21 protein-coding genes and 1 pseudogene are annotated in these 25,860 nt (G+C 68.6%); 10 read left to right on the top strand and 12 right to left on the bottom strand.

The window, feature by feature from the left end; translation table 11 throughout:
* Positions 1-260: 260 nt before the first annotated feature.
* From MKK51_RS26180 to MKK51_RS26170, 3 genes are all read right to left on the bottom strand, one after another.
* Positions 261-464 carry a hypothetical protein gene (locus tag MKK51_RS26180; protein WP_243982643.1) on the bottom strand — a complete coding sequence of 68 codons (204 nt, stop codon included), beginning with the start codon at positions 462-464 and terminating at the stop codon, positions 261-263.
* A 353-nt stretch (positions 465-817) separates the two neighbouring features.
* Entirely contained in the window at positions 818-1,063 is a 246-nt protein-coding gene (locus MKK51_RS26175) for a hypothetical protein (protein ID WP_409565771.1), read from the bottom strand.
* A 68-nt stretch (positions 1,064-1,131) separates the two neighbouring features.
* On the bottom strand, positions 1,132-1,374 hold the full coding sequence (locus MKK51_RS26170; protein WP_243982641.1) for a DUF6894 family protein: 243 nt from the start codon (positions 1,372-1,374) through the stop codon (positions 1,132-1,134).
* A gap of 171 nt (positions 1,375-1,545) precedes the next feature.
* Between MKK51_RS26170 and MKK51_RS26165 the strand changes: the two genes are divergently transcribed.
* Positions 1,546-1,719 (top strand): ribosome modulation factor, encoded by a 174-nt coding sequence (locus MKK51_RS26165; RefSeq protein ID WP_243982640.1) that lies wholly within the window; start codon positions 1,546-1,548, stop codon positions 1,717-1,719.
* Between the two features lie 172 nt (positions 1,720-1,891).
* Here the strand turns inward: MKK51_RS26165 and MKK51_RS26160 are convergent.
* A pseudogene (locus tag MKK51_RS26160) lies at positions 1,892-2,161 on the bottom strand (helix-turn-helix domain-containing protein); the annotation flags it as partial.
* Positions 2,162-2,203: 42 nt separating this feature from the next.
* On the opposite strand from MKK51_RS26160, the gene MKK51_RS26155 reads away from it, so the two are divergent.
* Entirely contained in the window at positions 2,204-2,422 is a 219-nt protein-coding gene (locus MKK51_RS26155) for a hypothetical protein (protein WP_243982638.1), read from the top strand.
* Positions 2,423-2,432: 10 nt separating this feature from the next.
* Here the strand turns inward: MKK51_RS26155 and MKK51_RS26150 are convergent, their stop codons facing one another.
* Positions 2,433-3,113: a recombinase family protein gene (locus tag MKK51_RS26150; RefSeq protein WP_243982636.1), complete on the bottom strand. Its 681-nt coding sequence runs from the start codon at positions 3,111-3,113 to the stop codon at positions 2,433-2,435.
* A gap of 224 nt (positions 3,114-3,337) precedes the next feature.
* On the opposite strand from MKK51_RS26150, the gene MKK51_RS26145 reads away from it, so the two are divergent.
* The 3 genes from MKK51_RS26145 to MKK51_RS26140 all read left to right on the top strand — a co-directional run bounded on the left by MKK51_RS26145 (position 3,338) and on the right by MKK51_RS26140 (position 5,235).
* Positions 3,338-3,592, top strand: a complete 255-nt coding sequence (locus MKK51_RS26145) for a DUF6894 family protein (RefSeq protein WP_243982635.1) — start codon at positions 3,338-3,340, stop codon at positions 3,590-3,592.
* A 267-nt stretch (positions 3,593-3,859) separates the two neighbouring features.
* Positions 3,860-4,135: a hypothetical protein gene (locus MKK51_RS27460; protein ID WP_313898843.1), complete on the top strand. Its 276-nt coding sequence runs from the start codon at positions 3,860-3,862 to the stop codon at positions 4,133-4,135.
* Positions 4,136-4,878: 743 nt separating this feature from the next.
* A complete protein-coding gene (locus tag MKK51_RS26140; protein WP_243982633.1) occupies positions 4,879-5,235 on the top strand; it encodes a hypothetical protein in 357 nt (118 codons plus the stop codon).
* A gap of 90 nt (positions 5,236-5,325) precedes the next feature.
* Here the strand turns inward: MKK51_RS26140 and MKK51_RS26135 are convergent, their stop codons facing one another.
* A complete protein-coding gene (locus MKK51_RS26135) occupies positions 5,326-5,535 on the bottom strand; it encodes a hypothetical protein (RefSeq protein WP_243982631.1) in 210 nt (69 codons plus the stop codon).
* Positions 5,536-5,820: 285 nt separating this feature from the next.
* Between MKK51_RS26135 and MKK51_RS26130 the strand changes: the two genes are divergently transcribed.
* Positions 5,821-6,486, top strand: coding sequence for an HAD family hydrolase (locus MKK51_RS26130; RefSeq protein WP_243982628.1), 666 nt, complete (start codon positions 5,821-5,823; stop codon positions 6,484-6,486).
* A 658-nt stretch (positions 6,487-7,144) separates the two neighbouring features.
* Here the strand turns inward: MKK51_RS26130 and MKK51_RS26125 are convergent.
* Positions 7,145-8,482, bottom strand: a complete 1,338-nt coding sequence (locus MKK51_RS26125; protein ID WP_243982626.1) for an MFS transporter — start codon at positions 8,480-8,482, stop codon at positions 7,145-7,147.
* A gap of 143 nt (positions 8,483-8,625) precedes the next feature.
* Here MKK51_RS26125 and MKK51_RS26120 point away from each other — a divergent pair, with 143 nt between their 5' ends.
* Together MKK51_RS26120 and MKK51_RS26115 are read left to right on the top strand one after the other, a co-directional pair.
* Positions 8,626-9,540, top strand: a complete 915-nt coding sequence (locus MKK51_RS26120) for a LysR family transcriptional regulator (RefSeq protein WP_243982624.1) — start codon at positions 8,626-8,628, stop codon at positions 9,538-9,540.
* A 410-nt stretch (positions 9,541-9,950) separates the two neighbouring features.
* The gene (locus tag MKK51_RS26115; RefSeq protein WP_243982622.1) at positions 9,951-11,762 is read left to right on the top strand and encodes a M10 family metallopeptidase; all 1,812 of its coding nucleotides are present in this window, start codon (positions 9,951-9,953) and stop codon (positions 11,760-11,762) included.
* A gap of 223 nt (positions 11,763-11,985) precedes the next feature.
* Here the strand turns inward: MKK51_RS26115 and MKK51_RS26110 are convergent, their stop codons facing one another.
* Complete coding sequence (locus MKK51_RS26110) at positions 11,986-15,735, bottom strand: AAA family ATPase (protein WP_243982620.1); 3,750 nt, start codon at positions 15,733-15,735, stop codon at positions 11,986-11,988.
* 646 nt (positions 15,736-16,381) lie between these two features.
* Positions 16,382-17,410, bottom strand: coding sequence for a helix-turn-helix domain-containing protein (locus tag MKK51_RS26105; protein WP_243982619.1), 1,029 nt, complete (start codon positions 17,408-17,410; stop codon positions 16,382-16,384).
* A gap of 350 nt (positions 17,411-17,760) precedes the next feature.
* Between MKK51_RS26105 and MKK51_RS26100 the strand changes: the two genes are divergently transcribed.
* Both MKK51_RS26100 and MKK51_RS26095 read left to right on the top strand, forming a co-directional pair.
* A complete protein-coding gene (locus MKK51_RS26100) occupies positions 17,761-21,291 on the top strand; it encodes a PAS domain S-box protein (RefSeq protein WP_243982617.1) in 3,531 nt (1,176 codons plus the stop codon).
* Between the two features lie 390 nt (positions 21,292-21,681).
* Entirely contained in the window at positions 21,682-22,917 is a 1,236-nt protein-coding gene (locus MKK51_RS26095; RefSeq protein ID WP_243982615.1) for a calcium-binding protein, read from the top strand.
* Positions 22,918-22,989: 72 nt separating this feature from the next.
* Here the strand turns inward: MKK51_RS26095 and MKK51_RS26090 are convergent, their stop codons facing one another.
* From MKK51_RS26090 to MKK51_RS26080, 3 genes are all read right to left on the bottom strand, one after another.
* Positions 22,990-23,970, bottom strand: a complete 981-nt coding sequence (locus tag MKK51_RS26090; protein WP_243982613.1) for a catalase family peroxidase — start codon at positions 23,968-23,970, stop codon at positions 22,990-22,992.
* A gap of 135 nt (positions 23,971-24,105) precedes the next feature.
* Positions 24,106-25,332 carry an exonuclease SbcCD subunit D gene (locus MKK51_RS26085; protein ID WP_243982611.1) on the bottom strand — a complete coding sequence of 409 codons (1,227 nt, stop codon included), beginning with the start codon at positions 25,330-25,332 and terminating at the stop codon, positions 24,106-24,108.
* 131 nt (positions 25,333-25,463) lie between these two features.
* Complete coding sequence (locus MKK51_RS26080) at positions 25,464-25,856, bottom strand: hypothetical protein (protein WP_243982609.1); 393 nt, start codon at positions 25,854-25,856, stop codon at positions 25,464-25,466.
* Positions 25,857-25,860: the final 4 nt, after the last annotated feature.

The raw sequence follows: 25,860 nt of genomic DNA, 5'->3' as shown, positions 1-25,860 counted from the left end.
CCCGAGCGCATCGACGCTATAGAAGGCAAGAACCGCCGAGCCGAGTTCATCCGTGACGCCGTGGTCTCCGAGCTAGAGCGGCGCGAGGCCCAGACCGCCACCACGCCAAACGACAAGCCCCCAGCCGGCGCGAAGCCAACCGGGGGCGAACAGGGCTAAGTGATTGAGGGATAGGGGTGGGATTCAGCACTACCGCCACCACCAATGACAAAAGGCCAACCCGAAGGCTGGCCTCTCGTCAACTCAAATCCGCCCTACGCTTACTCGGCAGCGGTCATCTCGGGCGTAAAGTGGCCGCACCAATCACTGTTGGCCACTACCGGCCAAAGACCCTTCGACTCGGCGGCGGGCTGGGTCACGGGCGGGTTGTAGCGGCACAGACCCTGGTCGCCAGACGCCGGGGCGCCGTTCACCTTGTGCTCGTCAAAGAACTTGCAGCTATCGCAGTGTGCATTGCCGGCCATGTCGTTCTCCTAAGATAGGATGGGCGACCGTGGCCGCCTTCAGTTGCGAATTAGAACAGGTCCAATCTGGATATCAACGGCTTGCTTGTTGCGTGGTTCCGATGCCGCTATCCGGCGGTGACACCTTTTCTCCTTCGGCCGGATCAATGAGCGAGATTACAGAACTCGACGTGCATGAGAGCGCCAAACGTATCTTTGAGAAGGAGAACCCGGGTCGTTTCTGGCGAGCGGTGGCCCCCGGAGGCTCGCAAAAACCCGCTACGCTTACCGAGCGTCAAACGTACCTTGCGAGGGCCCGCAAGCTGCTGCACGCGTCACGATTTCCGGCCGAGTAGGCCGCGAGGCTCGGGACCTCAGGCCGCCTCGGAGCCATCGTGCTCGTCTAGGCCGCCCCGCACGTACCCTCGCGAGATGAGACGGCTGAGGCCTCGGGTCCGCATGTCGGCGGCCATGAGGTCAGCCATAGCATCGGTGATGGCGAAGCGAAGAGCCTGGGAGGCGTCGCCCTCGGTGGTCCTGAGGTAAGCCTGTGCGATGGCCTCGACCTGGCAGCCTTGGGCTGATGGCGGCGGTGGCTTTATGCTGTCTCTCGGTGCCACGCTGTGCCTTCCCCTTCCGACTCACCATGAGAACGGAAAGTGAACACGCCACGGCCCGAGGGGTTCAGTCAAGGTGCGCCAACGGCCTCAATGTCGAGCGAGAGGTGGGCTCGGAAGACCACCCTCCGGGCGTCGTCTCGCACCACTCCGAGGTAGTCGTGGCGGTCATTGGCTGGGTCGAACCCTTCGGCTACCCTGCGCATGATTTGCACAAGCCTCGCCCGTGCGGCGTCGAGGTCTGGGAGATCGAAGCCAACCGTATCTTTGACGTGAGTGGCACCGTCATGGATGTCGATGAAGTACCGTGGCATTGCCCGTAGCCTTTGAGTGGGCTCCCCGGAGCGTCTTGTACTCCCTTGGTGGCGGCCTCCGCACGATCCCTGTAGCCGCATGGCGTGGGATGCCCTTCGGTGATGCTAACAGGCCGCTGCCCAGGCCCAGGGGCCTCTTGGTCGGGCCGCCTGGCGCCCTACGTTTCAGCCATGACCCAGCCGCCAGACGACAACCTCGACCATCACGCCCTCGGCTACTACGCGCTTGGCAAGGGGCTCAGGCGCCAGGACTGCCCCTATGCGGAGGGGACCGAGCCGCATGCTCAATGGACCGCCGGGTATGACGAGGCGGTGAAGGAGCGGGAAGAAAGAAAAGAGGAGTAGTGCCGCCTATCGGACCTACAGTCCTCGTAGGACCGCAATGACGATGACGGTGAGCACCACCGAAACGACGATTGATCCGAGACAGCCGAGGCGGTTGGAAAAGAAGAAGAACATACCCGAGAAGTCTCGGGGGCGGCCCGAAGTTTCGTAGGGGCAGGACGCTAAGGTCCTTTCACGCCCACCGCGCCAAGGCTGCCTCTGCCTCCGCCGGGTTATCGCGAATGCGATAGACGGTCTGCCGGCTCAGTCCCGTGGCAGTCGCAACCTCTGAGACCCCCGTCCCCTGGCCTAGAGCCCCCCGCACGGCATCGAATTGGTCCCGCGTGAAGCTGGGCTTGCGGCCTCGATAGGCCTCCTCGCGGCCCCTGGCGTGGTCTATGCCGGCTCTCTGCGCTTCCTTGGTGGCTTCCGCCTGGGCCTGCGCCGTGGCTGCCATGAAGCCCTGGCGGTTCTCGAATGGCAAACGCCGTGGCATCGGAGAAGAATGCCCAAGAAAGCCGCCTCAGCCGCATACCTCATTGCCATCCGCCAGCTCGACGAAACCGACAACGTCTATGCGATCCTTGCGAAGACGGAAAGTGAGGCGCTCAAGATTGCCGGTCAATGCGAGCCCGCCGGCCCAGCGCCGCGCCATGTCGGCTCGCTTGGCGCGGCATCCGTGAAGCGTCTTGGCCTCAAGCCCGGCGAAGCGCGGATCATCTGAAAGGCTGGCGTCAAGCCGCCACCCTCGCCAAGACCCTCTTCACCGCCGTAGCCGTCCAGGCACCTCCGCGCGGTGTCTGGTGGCCCATGTCGTTCAGCCGCTTGGCCAGGGCATTGAGGCTTACCACGCCACCACCCCGAAGCCCTTCCAGCACCGGCAGCACCGCGAACGCCGCATGGTCGGCCTTGCGCTGCCTCACAGCCGTCGCCTGGGCCACGTCTTCGGCCGATGGTGGCGAGGGTGGCCGGTAGCCTCGATCCCCTCCCAGCTTTGTCCCACGGCGCTTAGCGGCTGCTAGGGCGGCCTTGGTACGCTCCGAGATCATCTTGGCCTCGTGCTCTGCCACGGCGGCGAGGATGTGAACCGTGAGCCTGTTGGCCTTCGGGAAGTCCACCGCCTCGAACTCGACCCCGCCTTCCATAAGGTTGGAGATGAAGGCCACGTTGCGGGCCAGACGGTCCAACTTGGCGATGAGGAGCGTGGCGCCCGTCCTCCGGCACCGCTCAATGGCGGCCTGAAGCTTCGGCCTGTCGGATCGCTTCCCGCTCTCAACCTCGACGTAGGGCAGCTGAAGCAGGGTGTCTCCTGGCCGGAGGTGGGACTGGATGGCGGCCTGCTGGGCCTCTAGGCCGAGCCCGGAGCGGCCCTGCTTGTCGGTCGATACGCGGCAGTAGGCGATGAAGGTGGTCATGGGGGAGGCGGGCCTCGGTGGCGCTCGCCCTAAGCTGAGTCCTCTGATGGTCCGTGTCAATACCCATCAACGCTCGTAGATGCTTAATGACAACCCCTAGGGTGGGAGCGCCCAAAGGCGCCACCTCCGCCAGACATTCTGTGAAGAGGCTAACTTTCACGATGCTGCTACGCTAAAGGGAAAGCCGCCAAGCTTGACCAATTTGGCGCCTGCGAGAGATATCGATGCCGCGCTACTACTTTCATCTCCGGGATGGCAGCAATCTGCATCATGATCCTGAGGGAGGGGAGTTCGAGAGCATCGAGGCGGCTCGTAGCGAAGCAGTCGGAAGCGCGAAGCTACTAATATCCGAGATCGTCAAAGCAGAGGCGCCCCTCGGTCTGGCGCTCCGTCTCATCTACGAGATCACCTCAGAGACAGGTGAGGTCATGGTCGTTATGTTCTTTAGGGAAGTGGCCGAGATCGATACGCGCAAGTGACGCCCGCATTAGGTTGGGCGCCTGGTCACATGCGGAACGCGGGGTGAGGGAAGGCCATCAGGTTCGGCCCGAGGGAAACCTGGCGGCGGGCATAGGGGGGAAATGCTGATCCGCTGCCACGAGTATGGCCCTTCATACGGGTGACCCCTGGTTTAGTCGGAAGAGTCTTCTCCCTGCCGGATGGTCACCTTGCCCTGTGCCGGAACGTCACACCAGAAGCCTGCGTTTGCCCGAGCGTGCTTCACGCCAACATCAGGGAGAAACGCCATGAAGGCCATTACGCTCGCCCTCGCCAGCACTCTGCTTTTGGGATCGGCTGCCCTCGCTGCGGAAGGCGGCTCGGGGACCACGAAGTCTGGCACGATGGATAAGACCGGGCCAAACGATGCCGGCGCCGGGGCTTCACCGGGAGCCGCCGGTAGCGGACCCTCGACGGGCGATAAGAGCCGGTCGGGCACCACGAACAGCACGGGCGCCAATGATGCGGGCTCGGGGTCATCTCCGGGGGCATCGGGCAAGGGTGCCAGCTCGCCGACCCGCTAGGCTAACATGATGAAGGGCATGAGGCCGGGCCTGAAGTGGTCACCGGCCTCATGCACCAGCAGTGCATTGACCTAATGGGCAACCCGGTCATACAAATCGCAAACTAGCGGCGCCTGCAAAGCGCTGATTGTATTGCGAAATTTCTGACGGTTCTGCCCTCCTTTCGGGCGCGCCATTACTCAGTCAGGTATCCAGGCCGGCTGAGAACACCAGGGACAAACCGGCGACCAGCGCCGCGAGGTCCCTGCGAGGTCAAGCTGGTCCTGTTTTCTCAGCGCTGCTTTTTCGCCAGATCAACAGCCGACGCCGGCCACGGCTCCGTGGCTGACTGATGTAGCGGGCCTGAGGCGCCTCTCGCGGGTCCCGAAGGGCCGGACCTCGGTGAACGACTGAGGGGCCTGCCGACGCACCGATCCCCCATCGGATCTCGGGGGCTCGCTACGCCCGCTCGCATGGGCGAGCCAAGGGCTGCTTCCGCTCAAGCCATTGAAAAATATCAACATTTCTGTCGCATGGGCGTGGCCTTCGGCGCGAAGCCCGCTGAGACGATGGCCCCCCGGAGACGGCCTTCGACGGCGCCGCATAGGCGGGTGCGCCACGAGACAACCCCGGCAGGGACCGGCGTCGTCGACGCTGCCGGCGCGGTGGTCCGGTGGTCGTCCACCGGGACAACGAAGCGTCCGGCGGATGTAGGGAGATGGCGGAGAATGGGTTAAGCACCTGGTGGGGGAGGACCATGTGCCATGAACGAGAGCCCGGAGCCGTCCTCCACAGCCTCGGACCCCGCCGGCCGGCTGTCCGAGGTCTCACGCCTCGCAAGCCTTCTGGCGGACCGCGTCCTGAACGCGCAGATCGCCAGCCAACCCATTCCAAAAGCTCACATTCACGCCTTGCTGGACGCGGCCATCATCCTCGAAAAATACGAGATGAGGCTGCCGCCGCTGCTCGAGCAGATGGTCGAGACGCTGGAAGACGAGGATGCCGGGAAGCCCAGCGGGATCGGGTCCGAGGAGGCCGCGACCGAAGCGGCCGGGGGCGAGGAGGCCGACGCCAAGCGCCTCGCCTGGTTGTTTCGTCCCTTCCAGGGGACGAAGGGCTGAGCCGGTTCGCAGAGCCGAGATGCGCGAAAGACGTCGTGGACGGTGTTGCGGACAGAGAAGCGTCATCGATGATCGCGCGATGATCGAGGGTCACGCCGCCGTCCGTGCCCCGCAGTAGAACGCGGCGATCTCCTGGATCAGGTCGCGCCTTTGTTCGTCGATGAGGTCCGGGAGGATGTCGTCACCGTCGCCGTCGATGGCCGACACGAGGTGGACGTCCGGGAATGCTCCCTCGAATGTGACCAGCACCTCCGCCTGGGCGTAGGAATCATGGGGGTCGAGGCAGTGATGGCTCATCATCGGGCAAACGGCGCTCGCTCGGGTCAAGAAAGAAAGTGCCATACACCCGGCCGGGGTGATGTAAAATATAGCATGATAATGCCAATCGGCGTATCGGGGCGGCACGCCGCCACACTCCGATCGGCATCTCCGATGGGGAACGGGACCCTGCCCGGCACCGCCACGCTCCCCCCCCCCCTTTCGACCGCCACGCGACCCCCTCTTCGACCGCCATCCCTCGGTCCGTCGCGTCGGTACGGCGGAACGGCGCATCCGCATGACGGTTGTCGGCTGAGGGGGCCGCACATGCGCGCAGTGATCTTCGACATCGACGGAACGCTGCTCGACAGCGTGGACCTCCATGCCCGGGCCTGGGTCGAGGCCTTCGCCCATTTCGGGGTGGAGGCCGATCCCGCCACGGTCCGGAGCCAGATCGGCAAGGGCGGCGATGAACTCATGCCGGTGTTCCTGCCGCCGGACCGGGTGGAGCGCGAGGGCAAGACCATCGAGGCCTACCGCTCCGACCTGTTCAAGCGCGACTACCTCGACCGGGTGCGGCCGTTCCCCGGGGTGAGGGCCCTGTTCGAGCGGATCAGGGCGGCGGACCTGCGGATCGCCCTGGGGTCGTCGGGCAAGAAGGACGAAGTCGCGCATTACCAGGAGATCCTGGGCATCGCCGATCTCGTCGACGTGGTGACCACCTCGGACGACGCGGAGCGCTCCAAGCCCCATCCCGACATCTTCGAGGCGGCGCTGGAGAAACTCGCCCCCCTCGAGGCACGCTCGATCGTTGTCGTCGGCGACACCCCCTACGATGCGGAGGCCGCCGCCAAGGCCGGCCTGTCGACGATCGGCGTCCTGTGCGGCGGCGTCCCGGCGGCGGACCTTCTGGGGGCCGGCTGCATCGCCCTCTACCGCGACCCGCAGGATCTCCTCGACGGTTTCGATCGCTCTCCCCTCGCCGCCGGCTGACGTCACTCCATTGGACCGCCGCTAGAGCTGCGCCCGACCACGTTGGGTCGGGACGCATCTCCAAACCTTTGTTGTGCCACGCTCTTCTTCGCCGAACCGGCATCCACTTCGGCGCAGAGCGCTCTAGCGGCGGCGCCGGCGAGGGGGCTCCCTTCGTCGCCGTCCGGAACGGCGACGAGCGGGTGTTCGTCTCGGAACGCGACTGTGCACCGCCGGGATGCGAAGCGAGCAGGACCGGGAACGATGATCATGAATCGTCGACGCCTCTCCCATGCGATAGCCGTAGTCATGGCGAGCACCGCTTGTTCTCAGAGCCTGCCAGATCGACTGTCGATGCGTAGGCTGATGCCAGCATGGATCGCCCCGGCAGACCATCTCAGGATGAGACGAAGTCTGGGACAACCAAGTCAAACGGGTTTTCGGGGCAGGCCTCCCGTGCTCGAAATCCGACGGATGGAACCCATGCCTCGGGTCCCCTCCCGACCCTTTGCGGGAACTGGGAACGTCCGCTGGTAGGCTGTTAAGCCAGACGCCGACGTCCGGGTTGGGTGGATTTCCGTCGGTCCGCCTTCGGACGGTAGATCCATTTAGGCGGACATAGCCGCGGGGCCGCTCACGACCAACAGTGGATACAGACTCGTCATGGCCTGGGTCGGGATCAGGACCTGATCCCGCCGCTCGAGGGGGGTAGCAGCCGTAGGCAAGCGAACACACCGCAGACCGCTGCAATGGCTGCAGAGCCGAAGGGCCACGCGAAGCCGACGACGTTCAAGCCGATGGGCGTCAGTGCACCGAGCATGGCCACGCCTAGTGCGAACCCCGCCTGTCGCGCGATCACGGTCAGGGCCGAGGCCATGCCGCTGGCCTCCGGCGGCGCGAGCGAGATCACCGCACCGGAGAGCTGCGGATGGGACAGTGCGGCTCCCAACCCGATCAACGCCATTCCGGCGAATGTCCAGACACGGGCGGCCGGCCCCACGAGTGCCGACAGAACGAGAGCAGCCCCGCCGAGCGCGATCAGCCCCAGTGCAACCGTGAAGAGCCTTCGCCAACCCAGGCGCGCGACCAGGCGGTCTCCGAACAGCGGCACGACGAGCATGGGTAATGTCGCTGTTAGCATAGCCAGCCCGACCGTCTCGGCTGTCCATCCGAAGGCGGTTCCAAGGTATAGGGGCAGGTAGACGAGGACTGACCAGTAGCCCACCGAGACGGCCATCAGCAGGACAGTCACGCCGATCATGGGGCGGCTGGTGAGAAGGGCCGGGTCGAGCATCGGCCGCGCCTGCCGGCGCTGGCGGATGGCGAACCATCCGCCGAGGGCGGCCCCCGCCCCCAGCCCAACCGCCATCCGCACGGGGGCATGGCGAGCCTCCAAGATCGCCTGGATGATCAGTCCCAAGGTGAGGGTCAAGATCGCGACCCCGAGCCAATCCAGCGGTTTGCCCGTGCCATCGCGCAACTCGACCACGAGTTGTGGCACGGCGAGCGCAATGAGGGCACAGAAGGGTAGGTTGGCGAGGAAGATCCAGCGCCAGCCCAGCCCGGTGCCGATGATGCCGCCGAGGGTCGGCCCCAGCGCCATGGCGACCCCCGAGGCCACGCCGGCAATCCCGAAGGCGCGTGCTCGCGCTTCCGGCTCTGGGAACACGGTTGCGATCGAGGCGAAGCCCCCGGTCACGAGGAAGGCCGCGGCGGCACCCTGTGCCGCGCGGGCAGCCAGGAAGACGGAGCTGTTCCAGGCGAGGCCGCAGGCGAGGGACGCTACGAGGAAGCCAGCGTTGCCAATGAGGAGCATGCGGCGGCGGCCGAAACGGTCAGCCAGGGCTCCTGCGACGAGCAGCGTCGCGGTGAAGGCGAGGCTGTAGGCGTCGATGATCCAGGCCCAGTTCGCGACCGGGATGCCGAGGGTCGTCCCGATCGAGGGCAGGACGACCACGACCGAGGTCACATCGAAGTTCGTCAAGGCGGCGGCGAGGCCAATCGTGGCCGCGGTCAAGCGGCTCCGGTGGGTCCAGGCGAGCTGTTCGGCGGTGCGCTGCATTGCCCAGAGTTGAGGCAGAACGCACCTCGGCAGCAAATGAGCATTGCTCCCCTCCATATGAAGATATTTAATGCGGTGTGTCGTTATACTCGCCCAGGATGCCCCCCTTCGCCGCCTTACTCGCCTTCGAGGCCGTGCTGCGGCATGGCAGCATGACGCTGGCCGGCGACGAACTGGGGCTGACACAGAGTGCCGTCAGCCATCGTATCCGAGCCCTGGAGAACTACTTCGGCGTTCCATTGCTCGAACGCCTAAACCCGGGTTTGCGCGTCACCGAGGCGGGTGCGCGGCTAGCCCAGGAACTCGGCCCATTGCTCGGCACGTTGGCAGGTATGCGGCGGCGGATCGTCGGACATTCGGGACAGCGTGTGTTCCGACTTGGCCTCAGCACGCCCCTGTTGGCGTGGTGGCTATCGCCGCGCCTGCCGGCTTTGTGCGGTGCCTTCCCGGATCTCTCCGTGGAGGTCGTGACCTGGGACACGGCAGTCGAGGCCGCACGCGCCGAGGTCGATCTTGCCCTGCTCTGGTTGCCGCGTGCCGGCCGGTTGGTGGCCCCCTGCGAACTGCCGTTCCCGATCGAGAGCGTCTTTCCCGTTGCCGCGCCGGGTTTGCTAGACACCAAAGGCCCCGACCAAGACTGGCACTCGCTGCCTCTGCTTGCAAAAGGCCGTCGGGGCGAGGAAACCGGGCGGGAATGGTCCTGGGCCACGTGGCTCCGGGGCCGCGTCGGTCATGAAGCGATCCGCTTCCGCGACATCGGGAACTCGCTGCAGGCGGCGGCGGATGGCAACGGTGTAGCCCTGGCCCGCTCGCTGCTCGCTGCGGATGCGTTACGGCACCGGCGGCTGATCCCTCTGACCGGGCCTGACGAGATGCAGACCTGTTCGAAAATGCAGATGGCGCGGTGGCGCGATCCCCGGGATCAGACCGCCGAGTCCATCAGCGCTTGGCTCGTCACATCGGCGGAACAGGCCATCGCTATCGGCAATCGAGGGCTGGGCGAAACGGTTTGACGCAACGGCTTCACGGGACTTGCGACACCCCCCGCTTTCCATCCCGAGCTGCCGTCGACCGACGGCTGAGGAACGGTCGCTTTGGAGATGCGCCCAGGACGCTCCAGGCGACCGGGCTGGGTCGGAGGCGGAACGGCCGCTTCCGGACGCACGGCCAGGGTCCGCTACCCAACCCGGTCCAGACGTTCGGCGCAGGTACCAAGCGACAGATTTCCACCACCGGCTGGCCTCGCGCCGCCCGCGGGCTGAGCGGACGACACGCCCGCTCGGCCGCGATCCGCGATGCGTTAAGCCATGTTTTAACCGGTCAGGCCTCAAGATGTCAGCCCTGAGCGCCGTCGATACGAACCATCCTCCCGGCTGGCCATCACGGCGCGGACAATCACGCTCGATTGTGAAGGCGCGAGACGATGGCCGTACCGGGTTCAGCACAGACCAGCCGCAGCGACGGCAAGACCGCCCTGCTGTTTCAGGTCCGGGACCGCGACGGGACGTTCCATTTCTCCGGGGAGGACTCTATCGACGCGGTCCTGATCGGCTCGAAATGGACGATCGGCACGCTGACCTACAGCTTCCCGACCAGCGGGAGCTTCTACGAAGGGTCCGGTTACGAGGACAGCAAGGGTCAGCATGGCGACCCCGTCTACCACCTGCCCTTCAATCCGCAGCAGCAGGAGGCGACGCGCTACACCCTCGACCTCGTGGCCGCCTACACCAACCTGACCTTCCAGGAGATCACCGAGACCGCCACGACCCATGCCGATCTGCGCTTCAGTCAGACCAGCTGGCGGGGCGAGCGAGGGGCTCATGCCAACTTCCCGTCGAGCAATCTCCAGGCCGGGGATGTCTGGTTTGGAACCTATTCCCATCAGCCCTTCTACAGCGTTCCGGCGATCGGAAACTGGGGGCAGGCGACGACCATGCACGAGATCGGGCATGCGCTCGGCCTGAAGCATGGCCACCAGGATTACACGAACGCGCCCCTGAATGCCGAACTCGGCCTCGTCGGCAGCCCGCCCCGCTACGGCACGGCGGCGCTTCCCCTGGAGAGGGACGGGCAGGATTGGTCCCTGATGACCTATCGGTCCGACCCGACCAATCCCGGCCCTTCCTTCGAAGGCGAGGGGTTCAACCAGCCTCAGACCTACATGCAGGACGACATCGCGGCCCTGCAGTTCCTCTACGGCGCCAATTTCCACACCAACAGCGGCAACACGACCTATCGCTGGGACGCCAAGACCGGTGAGATGTCCATCGACGGCATCGGCCAGGGCGCTCCCACCGCCAACACGATCTCGATGACGATCTGGGACGGCAACGGCCGGGACACCTACGACCTCTCCAATTACGCGACCGCCCTCGATGTGGACCTGCGCCCGGGGGCGTTCTCGACCTTCTCCCCGGCGCAGCTCGTGAACCACCAGGCCTATAGCGGCGGCGACGCGATCGCGGTCGGCAACGTCGCCAACGCGCTGCTGCACCAGGGCGACCTGCGCTCCCTGATCGAGAACGCCATCGGTGGCCGCGGGCATGACCGGATCGTCGGCAACACGGCCGATAACCGCCTGGACGGCGGTCTTTCCTCGGACACGATGTTCGGCCTGACCGGAAACGACACCTACCTCGTCGACGACCGGCGCGACACGGTGGTGGAAAGGGCCGGCCAGGGCACCGACTCCGTGCGCAGCAGCGTCTCCTACGCCCTCGGCGAGAATGTCGAGCACCTGATCCTCATCGGCAAGGCCGCCAGGGCCGTCGGCAACGACCTGGCGAATGCCCTGCGCGGCAATGCGGGCGACAACGTGCTGAACGGCGGGGCCGGACACGACCGGCTCTACGGCAACGACGGCGCGGATCGGCTCAGCGGCGGCCTGGGCAACGACCGCCTCGATGGCGGCGCGGGCAACGACACGCTCAGCGGCGGATGGGGCCACGACGTCCTCATCGGCGGCCGGGGCAGCAACGTCCTGACCGGCGGGCGCGGCGACGATGTGCTCTTCCTCGGCGCGGGCGCCAACCGAACCGTGTTCGACCTCCATTCGGGCGACGACACGCTGTTCGATTTCAGCGTCTCCAGCGGCGACCGGATCGACCTGTCCGGACAGAGCTACTCCGTCGGCCGCTCCTCGGACGGCGATGCCCTGCTCACCCTCTCGGGCGGCGGCACGGTCGAACTGGATCACATCCGGCCGTCGCAGGTGGATTCGGGGTTCTTCGTCTGAGGCAGCCAAGAGTTCGGGCCGGGACTACTGACGCTGGTCCCCTCTCTTTCCAGGCCACCGCCTTCACGCATGTCGCGGGCTGCACAGTCCTGCCCTTCTCCCCCTTGCGGGGAGGAGTGGGAGGTGGGGCGACCCTCCGCTCATGGAGGCTGGCGCAGCCACCCCCACGCCTGACCTCTCCCCGCAAGGGGGAGACGGACGCGGTCCGCCCGCAAGAGCGGCCTCACCCCGCCCCGGCCTCCACGACGCTCACCACGCTGCGGCCGTTGCCGCGTTTCTCCACCCGGACCTGCACGGCGATACGCTCGATCATCGCCGCCACATGGGTGATGACGCCGACCTTGCGGCCGCGGCCCTGCAGCGTCTCCAGGGCGTCCACGGCGAGGTCGAGGGTCTCGGCGTCGAGGGAGCCGAAGCCCTCGTCGATGAAGAGGGTGTCGACGAAGGAGTCGCGGCCCTCCAGGCCCGACAGGGCGAGGGCCAGCGCCAGGGAGACGAGGAAGCGCTCGCCGCCCGAGAGGCTGCGGGTGGCGCGCACCTCCTCGCCCATGTCGCGGTCGACCACGTGGAGGGAGAGGTTGGCCGGGTCGCCGCGCACCAGCCGGTAGCGCGGGCTCAAGGCCAGCAGGTGCTCGTTGGCGAGCCGGACCAGATGTTCCAGGGTCACCCCTTGGGCGAAGAGGCGGAACTTGGTGCCGCTGGCCGAGCCCACGGCCTCGTTCACCGCTTCCCAGACGGCGTGATCGGCCCGCGCCCCGGCGATGGTCGCCTCCAATCCGGCCGCCCGCACCCGCGCCGCGTCGTCCCGGTCGAGATCGGCCGTGATGGCGCCGAGGCCCTGCTGATGCGCGGTGATCGTCTCGGCGAGGCCGGACGCCGCCGCTTCCGTGGCGGGCGCGTCGATCTCCGGCGCATCGAGGAGGAGGGCGAGGTCGGCAGCCCGCGTCGCGAGGGCGGTCTCCGCTTCGCGCGCTTCCAGGGTCCGCGCATCGACGGCCCGGCGCAGGGACGCGCGGATTTCCGGGGGCAGGGCCAGGGCCTCCCGCACCGCCTCGACGCCGCGCGGGGCGCAGGCGGCGAGGAAGGCGGCATCGGCCTCCTCGCGCAGGCGCCGGGCCGCGTCGCGGGCGGCGGCCCCGTGCTCGGCCGCCGTCACCGCCGAGGCGAGGGCGGCAAGGGCGGCGGCGCGGGCTTCCTCGGCGTGTTTGAGCGCGTCGCGGGCGAGTTTTCGCGATGCGTTGATCCGGGTTCGGTGCGCCCCCGTCTCCTCACCGTCGAGGAGGGGGGCCCGCTCCGCCCGCAGGCCGGCGAGCCTGTCGAAGCGGGCCAGGGCCTGGCGTCCGGCCGCGTCGGCGGCGGCGCGGGTGAAACCCAGGGCCTCGGCCGCGCCGGCCCGCCGGGAGGCGAGGGACTGGGCCTCGCGGTCGAGCTCGTCCCGACGCCGGTCGAGGGCGCGGTGCGCGGCGGCGATCTCGGCCACGCGCCGGGCCGCACCGGCCCCGTCCCGGTCGAGATCGGCCAGCGACAGGCCGGCGCCCGCCAGATAGGGCGCGATCTCGCGGCCGAGGGACTCGACCCGCTCCGTATGGCCCGAGATGCGGACCGTCTCGCCGTTGGCGGTGAGTTCGGCGCGACGCAGGGCCTCGCCCTCGGCGGCACGCAGGAGTTCCGCCGCCTCGATCTCCCCCGCTCCCGCCTCGATCCGCGCGGTCAGCGCGTCGATCTCGGCGCGCAGGGTGCCGGCCCGTTCCAGGGCGGAGAGCAGCGGGGCGCGGGCGCGCTTCAGGGCCTCGACGAGGGCAGTGAGCGCGGGCGCCACCTCGGCATCGAGCCGTTCCGGGATGGTCCCGCCCATCCCCGCTTCGCCTCGCGTGGCGAGGAGGTGCGGGCGCAGATCGGCATAGGCGGCCGCCGCGCGACCCTGCGACTCGCGCGCGGACGCCGCCGCCTGTTCGGCGTTGCGCAGCCTCGCCCCGGCGGCGGCGCGGGCGGACGCGGCCTCCGCCAGGGTTTGCTGGGCGGCGGCGATGGCCGCGTCCTGCTCCGCGCGCTGGGCTTTCAGCGCCTCGGCGACCCGCCCGAGCCCGTCCTGGTTCCGGGCATGGGGATGGTCGGTGGCGCCGCAGACCGGGCAGGGCTGGTCCTCCGCCAGCAGGCTGCGCAGATGCGCCGCCTGCTGCGAGACGGCCTCCTCGGCGAGCTCCGCCAGGGGGGCGACGGCCTGCCGCCGCTCGACGGCGTGGGCCTGCCGGGCGGCGGCCTCCTCCCCGGAGAGCCGCGCGGCCTCGTCGGCGCGGCGGGCGGCCTGCGCCTCCGTCGCGGCGCGCTCAAGGGCGAGGGACGCGTCCCCGTGGCCCCGCGCCAGGGGCAGCGCCTCGCGCAGGTGCTCGGCGAGGCGGTCGATCGTGCCCAGGCGCGTCCGCGCCGCACCGTCGCCGATCTCGTCCAGGGCGGCGGCGAGGCCGGTCCGGTGCTCGGCCGCCTCCGTCCGCGCGACCTTCGCCTGCGCGATCGCCCGGTCCCCCGTGGCGATCGCGGCCGCGCGGCGGGAGGCCTCGTCCGTGGCCGTGCGCAGATGAGCCTTCGCCTCGGCCAGTTCCGCGCCGAGGGTCGCGCGCTTGGCAAAGAGCTGCTCGGCCTCCTCCGCCCGGCCGGCGAGGAAGGCGCCGCCCGTATCGGCCGCGAACCGGGCGGCGACCTCTTGGCGGGCGGTCTCCGCCGCCGCGAGGCCGGCATCCAGGGAGGTCAGCGCCGTACGGGCTTCCACCGCCTTCGCCTCGGCGGCGGCGGCGGCCTCGGCGGCATGGGCGGATTCGGTGGCCGCCTCGGCGATCCGGGTGTCGAGCTCGGCCGCCCGCGTCCAGACCGGCCCGAACGCCTTGAACCCGGTCTCCGATGCCTCGTCCGCCCTGGCCGCCTCGTCATGGGCCTCCCGCGCGGCCCCGGCCCGCGCCTCGGCCTCCCCGCGCGACGCGAGAGCCCGCACCAGGGCCGCCTCGGCGGCGGTCAGATCCCGCTCCGCCCTGGCCGCATTCCGCGCCGGCTCGCGCAGGGGCTCCACCGCGTCGAGTTCGGCGAGCCGCAGGCTGTCGGGCCGATGGGTCTCCAAGGCCGCGCGCGCGACGGTGAGGCGGCTCTCGGCCGCCGAGACCTGGCCCCGCGTGTCGGCGATGCGCCGGGCATGGGCGAGCGCCGCATTGAGCCCCGCCAGCCGGCCGGAGAGCTCCGCCACCTCGGCCCGGAGCCGCGCCCGCTCGGCGTGTTTCTCCGCCCGCGCCGCCTCGTCGAGGAGGCCGACGGCGTCGCGATGGGCCTCCAGCTCCTTCACCTTGCCGCGCTCCGCTTCGGCCCCGGCATGGATCCGCTTCGAGATCTCGGAATAGATCGCCGTGCCGGTGATCTTCTCCAGGAGTTCCGCGCGCTCGCCCTCGGCGGCGAGGAGGAAGGCGTCGAACTCCCCCTGCGCCAGCAGGACGGTGCGGCGGAACTGGTCGAAGGTCAGGTCGGTGAGGTCGCAGATCGCCGCGTCGACGAGGCCGGCCTTGCTGTCGCCGACGGAGCCCCCGTCCGCGAGCCGGGTGAGGGAGCGGGACTTGTTCTGGAGGCGGCCGTTGGCCTTGCCCCGCGCCCGGTAGACCGACCAGCGGGCGCAGTAGCCCTGTCCGTCCCGCCCGATGAAATCCACCTCGGCGAAGCCCTCCGTCGCCCCCCGCCTCAGGATCGCCCGCTCGTCGCCGATGGTGATGGGATCGCCGCCGGGATCCGGCGCCCGCTCGCGCCCGCTGGTCGCCACGCGCGGATAGCGCCCGTAGAGGGCGAGGCAGAGGGCGTCGAGGATGGTGGACTTGCCCGCCCCCGTCTCGCCGGTGATGGCGAAGATGCCGGTGCCGCCGATGGGTCCGCCGGCGAGATCGACGGAGAAGGGGGCCGCGAGGCTCGCGAGGTTCTCGCCGCGGATCGCCAGGATGCGCAAGGGTCGTGGCCTCGTGTCGAAGAAGTCAGGGGGGATGCAGGGGAGGGTGTCATAGCGCAGGATGACGGGCGGACGAGGGCGATGCAGTCGCCGCGCAACGATGTCCACACGCGGCGGGATGGCGGCAGGGCTTCGAACTCGGGTTAATGGGGTTTGGCATGACAATGAACAGGCCACGTCGTCATTCCGGGTCCACACTCGCGGAACCCGGACTCCGGAGCCGCTCCGTGGGCTTGATAGGGCACCGCCCGGCGGATCTGGATCGCACGCCTCTGGCGCGGCCCTCCGGGTCCGGGCTCGCCTTCGGCGCCCCTGAGAACGCTGGAGGGAAACCAGCGGTCTCTTCGTAGGAGATGAAGAGATCGAAGAGTGCGGCATCTGCCTCGTGGCGCGCTTGAAAGCTCTTCGGCGCCTGTCATGAGGCCGCATCTCACGACCTTATCGCTGACGACCCGTCCGCAATTCACCCAAACCCAGTCGTGGAACGGACAGACGGGTCCCGACCCGACTCAGTCATTCGAACCGGGGACCACGCTTTCCAACCAAGCTGACGCCGGTCGGCCGGAAGGACGCACGTCTCGACACCGGCTTCGGCCCGCCGGCGATGACAGCAAGGGCGGTACAGATCTGAACCAACTGCAACCATTCAGTCGTTTATCGTGCCGTACCAATCCCGCATTCGCCCGGGGTAGAGAGCTTGAGCCGCCGAGATTGCGTCGGCTCGAAGAGCCGCCCGAAACTGATTCGGCGATTGTCCATAGATGTCCTTGAATGCACGTGAGCCGTGGCTGATACTTGAGAAACCGATCTTTCTCGCAAATACCCCGATCGACGTTGGTTTGTCCTGCCGGGATATGAGCAGTCGCAGACGAGCGGCACGCCGATGCTTGACGACCGTTTCGACGCCGCCGACGGCCTGCATCGCACGATACAAAGAAGACCGGGAAACACCGATGCTACGGGCGACAGCGTCGGCGCTCAAATCTGCCGCGAGGTTGTTGTCGATGAAGATTTCCGCCCTGAGGCGCCGCGATGCCTCCAAATTGCTTTCGCCGACAGCGTCACTGTAGGCGGCATCGGATCTTCCCTGGATCTGGCCGAGCATACTGGTGATCAGGTGACCAACCCCGGCGGCCGAGGTCTCCGGGAAACGCGATGCACAGCGGATGAAAGAAAGCACGGCTTGGCCGAGCGAGCCTGTCTCACCCCTAGGAAGGACGCTTCCATGCAGATGGCGCACGTCCGGCGCGACAGCCTCGACTTGATCACGGGACAGGATGACCGTGACGAGATCGCCATCGTCCACGATCGACCGCATCGGTCGGGTCGCATCGAAAAGAACAGCGTCACCCGGGACAAGACGACGCTCCTCCCCCGGCCGACCGCTTACGACCCGGCCGGATCGTAAGACTTGGAGATAGTAGTGCTCGAAATCGTCGCGCCGAATGTGCGCGTGATCCCGCCTATGGTCGGCGCCGATGAGTTGCCGATCGTACAGCGTCAGGCGGCCGAAATGTTGCGCGGCGACGGTTGCTTCGAATGTGTCGCCGATGAGAAAGGTCGCCGCCCCGCTCGACCGGATCATATCGTGATAGAAGCCAAAGCTGTCCGCAGACACCCTGCTCAGATGCATCTGCCGGGGGTTCTTCGCCTCTGGAATGCCAGAACTCGTCATGCTTTCGTCGATAAAAGCGGTAGTAACGCGTCCATCGTTCTAGCAGGATAGCCGGGCTGCGGCCAAGCCACGGAGCGGCGATCGGCGCTCATGCCGCGCTCATCCTGACGTCCAAGAGATACTGACCGGCGGGCGCCCTCGACTTTGACATCGGACACCGGCCCGTGTCATCGGGCCGCGATGACGATGCGAGACCTTCCCCCCGGCGGAGGCCCCCTCGGCGCGGGCTCCCGCGGGGAACGGCGGATCGATCTTGGCCGTTGGCAGGGACGTCGATCCCGTGCGGACGCGCGATCCGACCCCGCGTCGCGCCATCCCGGATCGACCCTCGCGACGGAGAGACAGTGGCAGTGAGTGTCCTCGTTGATGGGGGCGAGTGTGGTGCGCTGATCGAGGCGATCGACTGGTCCGCGACGCCCCTCGGACCCTTCGCGTCCTGGCCCGCGTCCCTCCGCACGCTGACGGGGATGATGGTCGCCGCGCGCCAGCCCATGTTCGTCACCTGGGGGCCGTCGCGGATCGTCCTCTACAACGACGCCTATTCGCGGCTCATGGGCGCCAAGCACCCGGAGGCGATGGGCCGTCCCATCGCGGAGGTCTGGTCGGACATCTGGAGCGACCTCGCGCCCATCGTCGCCGACGCCTATGCGGGCCTCTCCATCCAGATGGACGACGTCGCCTTCGTCATGGAGCGCAACGGCTTTCCCGAGGAGACGCATTTCGCCTTCTCCTACACGCCGGTGCGGGAGGCGGACGGCACCGTCGCCGGATTCTTCTGCGCCTGCACCGAGACGACGAGCCGGGTCAGCGCCGAGAGCCGGCTGCGGGAGAGCGAGGCCGAGGTGCGGGGCGTCCTCGACGGGATGGGCGAGGGCTTCCTGCTGCTGGACCGCGATTTCCGGGTCCGCCGCATCAACGCCGAGGGCCTGCGCCTCGACGGGCGGCCCCCCGAGGCGATCCTCGGCCGTCACCTCCTCGACGTGTGGCCGGATGCCGAGCAGATGCCGACCTGGCCGCTCTACCGCCGCGCCATGGCGGAGCGGGCCTCGGCCGAACTCACCTACCGCCACACCTCGACGCAGCGGGACATCTGGATCGAGGTGCGGGTCTATCCCTCCGGCAACGGCCTCTCGGTGTTCTACCGGGACGTCAGCGGGCGCCGGGCGGCGGAGGAGGCCCTGCGCGAACGCGAGGAGCGCCTGCGCCTCGTCGTGGAGGGCGCCCGCGACCACGCCGTCCTCACCATGAACCCGCAGGGGATCATCACGAGCTGGTCGGCGGGCGCCGCCGAGGTGCTGGGCTGGAACGCCGCCGACGCGCTCGGCCGTGACGGAGCGATGATCTTCACGGCCGAGGACCGGGCGGCCGGAATCGACGCGGCGGAACTCGCCGAGGCGGTGAACCGGGGCCGCGCCGATGCGGAGCGCTGGCACCGGCGCGCGGACGGGACGCCGGTTTTCCTCGCCGGCTCCCTCCACCGCCTGCCGCCGGACCTGCAGGGCCGCTCGCCCGGCTTTCTCCGGATCGCCCGGGACGAGACCCAGCGCAGGGCGCAGGCCGAGGCGCTGGCGGAGAGCGAGGCGCGGTTCCGCAACATGGCCGACCACGCCCCGGTGATGATGTGGGTGACGATTCCCGACGGGTCCTGCATCTACCTCAACCGGAGCTGGTACGAGTTCACCGGGCAGACCGAGGCGGAGGCCCTCGGCCTCGGCTGGACCAAGGCGACGCACCCCGACGACGAGGGGCTGGCGGCGGACACGTTCCTGTCCGCCAATGCCGCGCAGGAGCCCTTCCGGGTCGAGTACCGCCTGCGCCGGGCCGACGGCACCTATCGCTGGGCCATCGACGCGGCCACCCCGCGCTTCGGCACCGAGGGCGAGTTCCTCGGCTATGTCGGCTCGGTCATCGACATCGACGAGCGCCGGGAGGCGGAGGAGCGCCTGCGCCAGAGCGAGGGGCGCTTCCAGGCCATCGCGGATTCCATCGACCAGATGGTGTGGTCGACCCTGCCGGACGGGCACCACGACTACTTCAACCAGCGCTGGTACGATTATACGGGGGTGCCGGCGGGCAGCACCGACGGCGCGGGCTGGAACGGCATCTTCCATCCCGACGACCGGGACAGGGCCTGGAGCGTCTGGCATCACTGCCTTGCCACCGGCGAACCCTACCATATCGAGTATCGCCTGCGGCACCGCTCCGGGCAGTACCGCTGGGTGCTGGGACGGGCGCAGCCGGTGCGCGACGCGGACGGGCGGATCGTGCGCTGGTTCGGCACCTGCACCGAGATTCAGGACATCGTCGAAGCGCGCGACGTGCTGGCCCGCTCGCGGGCGGAGCTCGAGCGCCAGATCGCCGAGCGCACCCAGGAGCGCGTCCGGATCTGGACGCTGATCCCCGACCTCCTGATGTCGGGCACCCTGGACGGCCGCTTCCTGAGCGTGAACCCGGCCTGGAGCGAGGTGCTCGGCTATGACGAGGCGACCCTTCTGGCGACGCCGTTCTGGCAGATCATCCACCCCGATTTCCTCGATGTCAGCGCCGGCGTGGTCGAGGCGATGCGCCAGGGGCGCACCATGCGCCACCAGAACCGGGTCCGCACGGCGGGCGGCGAGTACCGCTGGTTCGACTGGGTCAGCGCGCCCGTGGGCGAGGTGTTCTATGCGGTGGCCCGCGACATCACCGACGAGAAGGCCCGCGAGGCGGCCCTCGCCCACACCCAGGAGGCCCTGCGCCAGTCGCAGAAGATGGAGGCGGTGGGCCAACTCACCGGCGGCATCGCCCACGATTTCAACAACCTGCTCACGGGTATTTCCGGCAGCCTCGAACTGCTGCAGACCCGGATGGCGCAGGGGCGGCTGACCGAGCTCGACCGCTACATCAACGCGGCGCAGGGCGCCTCGCGCCGGGCGGCGGCCCTGACCCACCGGCTGCTCGCCTTCTCGCGGCGCCAGACCCTCGACCCGAAACCCACCAACGTGAACGCCCTGGTCGCGGGGATGGAGGACCTGATCCGCCGCACGGTCGGCCCGGCGGTGACGATCGAGGTGGTGGGCTCCGCCGGTCTGTGGCCGGCCCTGGTCGACCCGAACCAGCTCGAGAACGCGTTGCTGAACCTCTGCATCAACGCGCGCGACGCCATGCCGGATGGCGGCCGTCTCACCATCGAGACCGCCAACAAGTGGCTCGACGGGCACGCCGCCCGCGAGCGCAACCTCGATCCCGGCCAGTACCTCTCGCTGTGCGTCACCGACAACGGTACCGGCATGACGCCGGAGGTGATCGCCCGCGCCTTCGACCCGTTCTTCACCACCAAGCCCCTGGGCGAGGGCACCGGCCTCGGCCTGTCGATGATCTACGGCTTCGTGCGGCAATCGGGTGGCGAGGTGCGGATCTATTCCGAGCTCGGCGAGGGCACCACCATGTGCCTCTACCTGCCGCGCCATTACGGCGAGGCCTCCGAGGTGGACGAGACCGGCGCGTTCGCCCCCGCCCCGCGGGCGCAGCGGGGCGAGACCGTGCTCATCGTCGACGACGAACCGACCGTGCGCATGCTCGTCACCGAGGTGCTGGAAGAGCTCGGCTACACCGCCATCGAGGCGGCGGACGGCGCCTCCGGCCTCAAGGTCCTGCAATCCGACGTGCGCATCGACCTCCTCGTCACCGATGTCGGCCTGCCCGGCGGCATGAACGGCCGCCAGATGGCCGACGCGGCGCGGGTGGCCCGGCCCGACCTCAGGATCCTGTTCATCACCGGCTACGCCGAGAACGCCGTGGTCGGCAACGGCCATCTGGAGCCCGGCATGCAGGTGCTCACCAAGCCCTTCGTGATGGAAGCGCTGGCCGGCCGCATCAAGGAGATGATCGTCTCCGGGTAGGGCTGGGGACGACCGGCGACGCCCGCTCCGAACCCGTGGGCGCGCCACAGCCGCCGCGTCATCGGCCGGCTCGGCGACACGCCGCGAGGAACCGGCACCGGGGACACTGACTGCCGGAGCGGCATGTCTACATTGGTCTAGTCGGGGTTTATGCCATAACAATATTTTAAATATTGATGGCTATCGAGTCGTGGGACATCAGGGTGTCGATTTGTCCTACGGGGTTCGGTGATGGCGACGTTTTCTTATACGTTAGGCGGCGGTTTTAATCTCGAGAATTCAAGTCCCGGATATTATGAGCCTGTCAGTCCCAATGTCCGGACGCTTGATTTCGGACCTGGATCGTCGATTCAGGGGTATGACAGCTACGGACATCAGTTCGTCTTCCTGGTGGCGGACGGTGCGGGAGACCCTCTTCAGTTCCTTCCCTTCGGCCTGTCGAGCGATCAAGCCGGCCTCTCCGGTGATTCCAGCGACTTCGATTACGTCACCCGGGTCACCGGCGGAGATTTCGGGGACGTGTTCCGCACCGGCGACGGCAACGACGTCCTGAACGGCGGCGGCGGCAACGATGTGCTGGAGGGCGGTCGCGGCATCAACACGTTCGACGGCGGCGCCGGCACGAACACCCTGAGCTACGAGCATTTCGATGCGCCCTTCTTCGGCGGTTCGTACGGGATGGGCATCGACATGGCGAGCGGCACGGCCAACGATGGCAAAGGCGACGTCGTCCAGGATACATTCTCGAACATCGCCAACATTCGCGGCTCGCAGTATGGCGACATCATTGATGGCGACGTGCACAACAACGTCATCGAAGGCGGCGCGGGCGGCGACTATCTGAACGGCGGCGACGGCATCGATACCGTGAGCTACGCGCATTCCAGCGCGGGCGTGACCGTCGATCTCAATTCCAGACACGGCTCCGGCGGTGATGCCGAGGGGGATGACCTCGCGGGGTTCGAGAGCGTCCTTGGCAGCACCTCCGACGACGTGCTGACCGGAAACTATGAAGCCAACACGCTGACCGGCAATGGCGGTTCCGACGAACTGTACGGGCGGGGCGGCGACGATCGCCTCGTCATCGGCAGCTCGCCCGTGCGGGTTCAGGGCGACGAGGGGACGGACCTGCTCTTCATCACGAAGGACAGCACCGTCGAACTCACCGACAGCACGTTCTCCAGCATCGAGAAGGTCTATGTGCGTGACGGGGCGTCCCTCATCATGACGGGCGTCGAGGCCGGTACGAAGATCTATTCGCAGAGCGTGGACGGCAGCCATTCCACGATCGCCGGCACGGACGGCGCCGACCGCATCCAGGCCGGAAAGGGCAACGACTTCATCGCCGGCGGACATGGCGCCGACGCCCTCTTCGGCGGCGCGGGTGACGACACCTTCGCCTTCGTCTCGGGCGATGGCCGCGACGTGATCCGCAAGTTCGACGTGTTCCACGACAAGATCGACATCGGCACCCTCGCCGACGACATCCATGGCGTTGAGATCCAGTCGTTCCACGGCGAGGCCAACACGATCATCACCTTCACCGGCGAGACCGGACATTCCGACAAGATCATCCTGCTCGGCGTCACGGCGCAGTCCGTGACGGAAGGCAGCTTCATCTTCTGACGTCCGCACCGGCTCCGGCCTGCCCGGTCGCGGGATCCCCTCGCGACCGGGCAGGCGTGGTCGGGCGGTCCCCTACTGCGCGCGGCGCGAGAGCGACACGGCGTAGGCCGGCGAGCGGATCGCGAACATCGGGTCGTCGGCCGGGCCGGCGATTCCGGCGGGGAGGTCCACCACCGGATCGAAGGTGGCGGCGTCGCAGGTGGCGTCGGGCTCGAGGGCGGTGATGGCGAGGGTGCCGAGGGTCGTGCTCTTGCGGTCCTCCTCGGGCCACAGCGCCGTCGGGTCGGCGGTGGGGTCGCCGGCCTCGCCGTGGATCGCCACCAGGGAGAAGCTGGCCGGTCCCTTGGCCAGACGCGCCTTCAGCTCGTCGGCATAGAAGCTGTCGGGCCTGGCCTTCAGCTCCTCGTCGGTGAGGCCGAGCTGGCCCGCATCCGCCACGGTCTTCAGCTTCACCACCTTGGCCTCGTCCCGGGCGTTGGTCAGCGTATAGGCGTGGACGCCCCAGTAATCGACGCCGGCAAAGCTCGCCGGGACCGGGCGCGCGTTGAGCCAGGCCGCCTGTTTCGTGGTCTCCGGGTTGGCGGCGGCGAAGGCCTTGACCTTCTCCGCATCGGGCTTGCCGTCCGGGCCGGGGGCGCGGACGGAGGCGAAGTCGAGGAGCTGCCGGGGCGTGCGCGCCGAGAAGACCGGGGCCGAGATGATGACGAGGACGAGGTCCCCGGCCGGGTCGCGCAGGCGCATGGCGAAGCCCCGCGTCACGGGCTTGGCCTTGTCCGAGATGCCCGGGTTGCTGCCGCCCATGGAGAACCGCGCGGTCACCGGCACGGGCTTGGCGAAATGCGGCGCCTTCGACAGGGCCGCCGCCTCGGGGGAGGGGGTGAACTGGCCGGTGACGCAGACGCCCTTGGCGCCGCTGGCCCGCACGCCGGGCTTGTTGCCGCCGGCCGCGAACTGGGCGCCGACGATGGCGGCGGCATCCGCCTCCTCGGCCTGTACCGGAGCGGTGAGGGCGAGCGCCAGGGCGCAGCCGGTGGCGACGATCGTGGATCTCATGGCGCTGTTTCCCCCGGGCGCCCGGCTCGCATCGGCAGGGTCCGGCGAATCTCGATGGCGCACAATCGACTTGTAATATCTACAGGGTAACGGCCGCGTGACAAGGACGGAGGGGCCGGCGTCGGGCTGAGGGGTTCAGGCCTCCGCCTCGGCCCGGACCCGGTGGAACACCTCGAGATGCGCCGGCTCCGGCGGCGTGCCCCGGACGCGGGCGAAGGCGAGGCGGAAGAGGTCTTCCGGGTCGCGCTCGGACAGTCGCACGAGGGGCGCCGCCTCGGCGGCCTCCGCCACCGGATCGGCGGCGGGCGCCACGCGGGTGTCGACGATGCGCACGGGAAAGCCGTCCGCGATCCGGTCGACCTCGGCCCGGTGGCCCGGCCCCAGCCCCTCGCGGGCGAGGCGGACCTGGATATAGGGCCGTTCCTCCAGGGGCAGGGCGGGATCGAGGTCGAGGGCCTTGAGATGGTCGGCGAGGTCGGAGAGCCGCATGTCGCCGCGCGGGGGCAGGCGCAGGAACGGGACCGGGCGCGGGATCGGGATGTGCTCCACCCGCGCCGGTCCGTCGCCGAGGGTCACGAGGCTGACCCCGTGGACATAGGGCTGCTCGGTGGCCGAGAGCGGGATCAGCGAGCCGGAATAGCGCACCATCCCGCCGCCGATGGTCTGGGCCTTGTGGAGATGGCCCAGCGCCACGTAATCGGCCTCCGCCGGAAAGACGTCCGGCGGCACGGCATGCTCGCCGCCGACCAGGATGCGGCGCTCGGCCCCCTCCGATTCGGTCCCGCCGGCCACGTGCAGATGCCCGGTGAGGAGGAGCGGCAGGCCGGAGAGATGCGGCGCCGCCGCCTCCATCACCTGGGAATAGAGGGCGCGCACGGCCCGGACGATGGGCGATCCCTCCTCCCGGCGCAGGGGCGGCAGGCAGGCGGCGGTGGGATAGGACACGGCCAGGATCTGCGCCGCCACGTCGCCGTTCCGCAGGACCGGCACGAGATGACGCTCGATGGACAGGGCGCCGTCGCGGCGGCGGACATTGCCGATGACCCGGACCCCGATGGCCTCGAGGATCGGGCTCGGCGCTTCGAGGCGCCCGGCCGCGTCGTGGTTGCCGGCGGTGAGGACGATGGTCATGGCGGGGCGCGCCCGGTGCAGGCGCACCAGCACGTCGTAGAGCAGCGCCTGCGCCTCCCCCGAGGGGTTCTGGCTGTCGTAGACGTCGCCCGCCACCACGAGGGCGTCGACCTCGTGCTCCACGACGATGGCTTCGAGACGGGCCAGCGCCCGCGCATGCTCGTGGGCGCGGGAATAGCCGCGCAGGGACTGCCCGATATGCCAGTCGCCCGTATGCAGCACGCGGATCACGTCATCGCTCCCACTTCAGCCCGGACATCGCCTGTGCGGGCCGGGGCCTTGTAGCGCGCCGCCGGGTGAGGTCCTACCCGGCGGCCTCCGGGCATCCGGCGTCGTCCCGCTCCGGCTTCTCGGGCGGACGCTTACCGGCAGACGGTCACGGTCTTGACCATCCAGCCTTCGCCCGCCTGCCACAGCTTGCGGCGGCTGCGCCCGCACCGGAGCTCGTCCGGCTCGGCCGAGGTCCAGGTGACGGCGGGCGCCTCCGTCGACATGGCCTCCGTGGACATGGTCTCGGCGGGGGCCGCCTTGCCCTTGGTTGTGGTGGTCTTGACCGTGTTGGCCTTGACCGTCCGCGACCGCTTGGCGGCCTTCGTCCGGGAGGAGCCGGCTCGGGAGGAATCGACGGCCCTGGGGGCTGCCGTCGAGAGGGCGGGCTTCGGACCCGCCAGGGCAGGGCTTTCCCCTGAGAGAAGCAGCCCGAGGGCGAGCGTCAGGGCTGACGCGCCAAGGCGTGCGAACGAAGAGATCGGCACAGGA

The organism is Methylobacterium sp. E-045 (assembly GCF_022829685.1).
Classification (GTDB): domain Bacteria; phylum Pseudomonadota; class Alphaproteobacteria; order Rhizobiales; family Beijerinckiaceae; genus Methylobacterium.
Note: the sequence above shows the minus strand (reverse complement) of the source record. Positions and strands in the feature narration are given on the sequence as shown.

Bases quoted from the DNA above. Each gene is read 5' to 3' on its own strand.
- MKK51_RS26140 (WP_243982633.1), top strand. From the start codon at position 4,879: ATGAACGAGAGCCCGGAGCCGTCCTCCACAGCCTCGGACCCCGCCGGC.
- MKK51_RS26145 (WP_243982635.1), top strand. From the start codon at position 3,338: ATGCCGCGCTACTACTTTCATCTCCGGGATGGCAGCAATCTGCATCAT.
- MKK51_RS26130 (WP_243982628.1), top strand. From the start codon at position 5,821: ATGCGCGCAGTGATCTTCGACATCGACGGAACGCTGCTCGACAGCGTG.
- MKK51_RS26090 (WP_243982613.1), bottom strand. From the start codon at position 23,970: ATGAGATCCACGATCGTCGCCACCGGCTGCGCCCTGGCGCTCGCCCTC.
- MKK51_RS26165 (WP_243982640.1), top strand. From the start codon at position 1,546: ATGACCCAGCCGCCAGACGACAACCTCGACCATCACGCCCTCGGCTAC.
- MKK51_RS26150 (WP_243982636.1), bottom strand. From the start codon at position 3,113: ATGACCACCTTCATCGCCTACTGCCGCGTATCGACCGACAAGCAGGGC.
- MKK51_RS26135 (WP_243982631.1), bottom strand. From the start codon at position 5,535: ATGATGAGCCATCACTGCCTCGACCCCCATGATTCCTACGCCCAGGCG.
- MKK51_RS26155 (WP_243982638.1), top strand. From the start codon at position 2,204: ATGCCCAAGAAAGCCGCCTCAGCCGCATACCTCATTGCCATCCGCCAG.
- MKK51_RS26180 (WP_243982643.1), bottom strand. From the start codon at position 464: ATGGCCGGCAATGCACACTGCGATAGCTGCAAGTTCTTTGACGAGCAC.
- MKK51_RS26105 (WP_243982619.1), bottom strand. From the start codon at position 17,410: ATGACGAGTTCTGGCATTCCAGAGGCGAAGAACCCCCGGCAGATGCAT.
- MKK51_RS26115 (WP_243982622.1), top strand. From the start codon at position 9,951: ATGGCCGTACCGGGTTCAGCACAGACCAGCCGCAGCGACGGCAAGACC.
- MKK51_RS27460 (WP_313898843.1), top strand. From the start codon at position 3,860: ATGAAGGCCATTACGCTCGCCCTCGCCAGCACTCTGCTTTTGGGATCG.
- MKK51_RS26170 (WP_243982641.1), bottom strand. From the start codon at position 1,374: ATGCCACGGTACTTCATCGACATCCATGACGGTGCCACTCACGTCAAA.
- MKK51_RS26120 (WP_243982624.1), top strand. From the start codon at position 8,626: ATGCCCCCCTTCGCCGCCTTACTCGCCTTCGAGGCCGTGCTGCGGCAT.